This window comes from Nocardia testacea NBRC 100365, assembly GCF_000308775.1.
Lineage (GTDB): Bacteria > Actinomycetota > Actinomycetes > Mycobacteriales > Mycobacteriaceae > Nocardia > Nocardia testacea.
Genome location: NZ_BAGJ01000226.1, coordinates 1 through 2650, shown reverse-complemented (window position 1 = coordinate 2650; position 2650 = coordinate 1). Strand labels below are relative to the sequence as shown.

4 protein-coding genes are annotated in these 2650 nt (G+C 64.0%); 3 read left to right on the top strand and 1 reads right to left on the bottom strand.

What is annotated here, in order from left to right; genetic code table 11:
- The first annotated feature begins 465 nt into the window (after positions 1–465).
- Positions 466–1104 carry a recombinase family protein gene (locus tag ON38_RS25620; protein WP_039827579.1) on the top strand — a complete coding sequence of 213 codons (639 nt, stop codon included), beginning with the start codon at positions 466–468 and terminating at the stop codon, positions 1102–1104.
- A 28-nt stretch (positions 1105–1132) separates the two neighbouring features.
- Here the strand turns inward: ON38_RS25620 and ON38_RS25615 are convergent, their stop codons facing one another.
- Complete coding sequence (locus ON38_RS25615; RefSeq protein ID WP_039827578.1) at positions 1133–1348, bottom strand: hypothetical protein; 216 nt, start codon at positions 1346–1348, stop codon at positions 1133–1135.
- Between the two features lie 146 nt (positions 1349–1494).
- Between ON38_RS25615 and ON38_RS25610 the strand changes: the two genes are divergently transcribed.
- Positions 1495–1878: a hypothetical protein gene (locus ON38_RS25610; RefSeq protein ID WP_157181891.1), complete on the top strand. Its 384-nt coding sequence runs from the start codon at positions 1495–1497 to the stop codon at positions 1876–1878.
- 229 nt (positions 1879–2107) lie between these two features.
- Positions 2108–2641: a hypothetical protein gene (locus ON38_RS25605; RefSeq protein WP_039827576.1), complete on the top strand. Its 534-nt coding sequence runs from the start codon at positions 2108–2110 to the stop codon at positions 2639–2641.
- Positions 2642–2650: the final 9 nt, after the last annotated feature.

The following is a 2650-nucleotide window of genomic DNA, read 5'->3' as shown; positions in this document are numbered from 1 at the left end:
TGACAGCACAGTTCTTCGGCACTCGCGTCACCGTCGGGCGAGCCCACGACTGGTTGTACAACGCGCTGGCCCACTCCACCAACCTCGCCAGTGCACAGGCACCCAACCATCCTTTGCGCCCATGAATCCACCACGCTTCTCCATGCACTGGCGCCATCCCGAGACCTGCCCGCGCACAGCGCGAAGATGACCGGCGCCGGGCGCCCAGTCAGAACCACTGCCGATCCAAATTCTGGCCTCAGGGCAAGACACGAGCGTTGAACAGCCGGACTTGAGACATTGTTTTGAGCGGAGCCCAGTTCGGCCCAGTTGTTCATTAAATGATCGTTTTATGGACAGCCAGACCGAAACAGGCCCCGGCGGGCGAAAGTCCAGGTCGACCGAAATCGGCGACTGTTCAAAAAACGTGTCGTAAAGTCTGGATGTTCAAGAACGATGGATCACCCTTTTGTGTACGGTTATCGAGTGACGAAGACCGATGCGCTTGAACCGCTTTCCCTTGAGGGCGATGCCCTGGATCCGATCGGCGGGGGAGGAGCGCTGATCGGGTACGCCCGGGTGTCGACCCGGGACCAGAATCTGGATCGGCAGACCCGGGCTTTGAAGGCGGCCGGGTGCAAGAAGGTGTTCGCCGACAAGAAGTCCGGAAAGGACGCCGAGCGCGAACAGCTGTCGGCGTGCCTGGACTACATGCGCGCCGGCGACACCCTCGTCGTCGCCTCCCTGGACCGACTCGGCCGCAGCCTGCAGGACCTGATCTCGATCGTGGCGGACCTGCGCCGCCGCGGTATCGGGTTCCGGTCGCTGCACGAAGCGCTCGACACCACCACCCCCGGTGGGCGCCTGGTGTTCCATGTCTTCGCTGCGCTGGCCGAGTTCATCCGCGAGCTGATCATCGACGGCACCCACGAGGGCCTGGCTGCCGCCCGGGCCCGGGGGCAGCGGCTGGGCCGGCCGCCCGCCATGAGCGAGGAGCAGATCCGGCAGGCCCGCGCTCTGCTGACTCGACCGGATGAGTCGGTGTCCTCGATCGCGCGGCTGCTGGGGGTCTCGCGGACCACGCTGTACAAGTACCTGCCTGAACTCACCAGCGTGCGCGAATGAGCGACGCGGCCGAGGGCGATCCGATCGGCTACTTACGGCGCAGCCATAACCTCAACGCCACCGCCACGAAACCGCCGGCGGCGGCCAGTACGGTCGCGGCGGCAGGCCCGACGAGCATGACCAGCGCGACCGTCGTAAGAAGAATTGCGACCAGACCGGCCAGATCCGCCCAGGTACCGCGCTGACCGTTCCCGGATCTGGCGAAATGGGTGTGCTCAGGAGCCGAATTGTTGGCTACGCTCATTACTGCCTCGATGTTCCTTTCGCGACGGGCATTGGGTTGAAACGCTGCCTCTACCTGCTGGAACAGGTAGAGGCAGCACTCTTTTGGAGGAGCGAATCTATTGGATCACGCAGAACCCAGGGGAGGGATGCACTTAAAATCCGAACGTGTCACGAGGACTGGGAAGCCGCCAGCGAGCGGTGTTGGTCGACGTCGAGATGGAGCTGAGCCTCCGCTGGGCAGGACACGACTCGGTGGTCGACCCGGTCACGGGTGATCGCTGGGTCCGCGCCTCCCGGATCGGCTACCTGGATACGGACCCCGGGCACGGTCTTTCACGCAGTCGCGCCGATAAGGCGAGCGTGCGGCGCAGCATCCGAGCACTCGAAGCCCGCGGCCTGCTGGAAACTCGGATGCTCGACGCTTTTACCTCGCAGAGGGACTCCGAGGTATTCGACGTGGAGTACGAGATCATGCGGAGCGTCCTTGTCGCTCGCCTCACTCCAGCCGGATGGAAGTACGTCGAGGAAATACTGGAAGAATCTTGGTGATCCCGGAGCACGCACTGGCCATCCGATGTAAGAGCCGGTGAGGGTCGCTTATCGGGGCCAGCAGCGAGGGCACGGCGGACGAGTCCTGCCCCGCCCCGCAGGCGCAGGCCGGTGGCAACGCTGCTGGTGTGGCCGGTTCGGGCGCCGAGTGTGGCGACGAAGCAGCCCGATATGTCGGACCCGTAGGCCATCCTGAGGGCTGCACCACGTTGAAAGCAGGGGAAATGTCATGGGGTGGAATGCAAATGGCGAGGATGGGCTCGACTACATCGACAAGCACTATGTGCATCAGGCTTTCCTGAGGCCTGGCGACAAGCACGATTCACCGATCTGGAACACCTACATCACGCCGCTGGTGGATCCGTTCGCCGACCATCCGCACGAGTTCCGGTACTGCAGCGAGGAGGAGTTCCATGAACTCGTCCGGGACGTGTGGGCTGATGCCGGCGTCGACAACGACGTCACCATCGAGCACGAGCGGACGCTGGCCGAGGGCACCTCGGCGGCGCGGGGAAGCCGGATCGACTTCCTGGTCCACTACGACGACCTGCACCGTGTCGGGGTGGAGATCAAGTGCGCCGGGTTGTGGGCTTCCGAGGACGTGGATGTGCAGGATCAGCTCGTGCGCTATGCCGAGACCGGGGAGGTCGACACGATGCTGCTGTTGACCGCCGATCCTGATCTGGCCGAGTTCGACTGGCCGCGCAACCTCAAGGTGCCGTTGTTCATCGTCCTGGTTTCCGGTCGTCGCGGTCGGCTGTAAGAAGGGCGG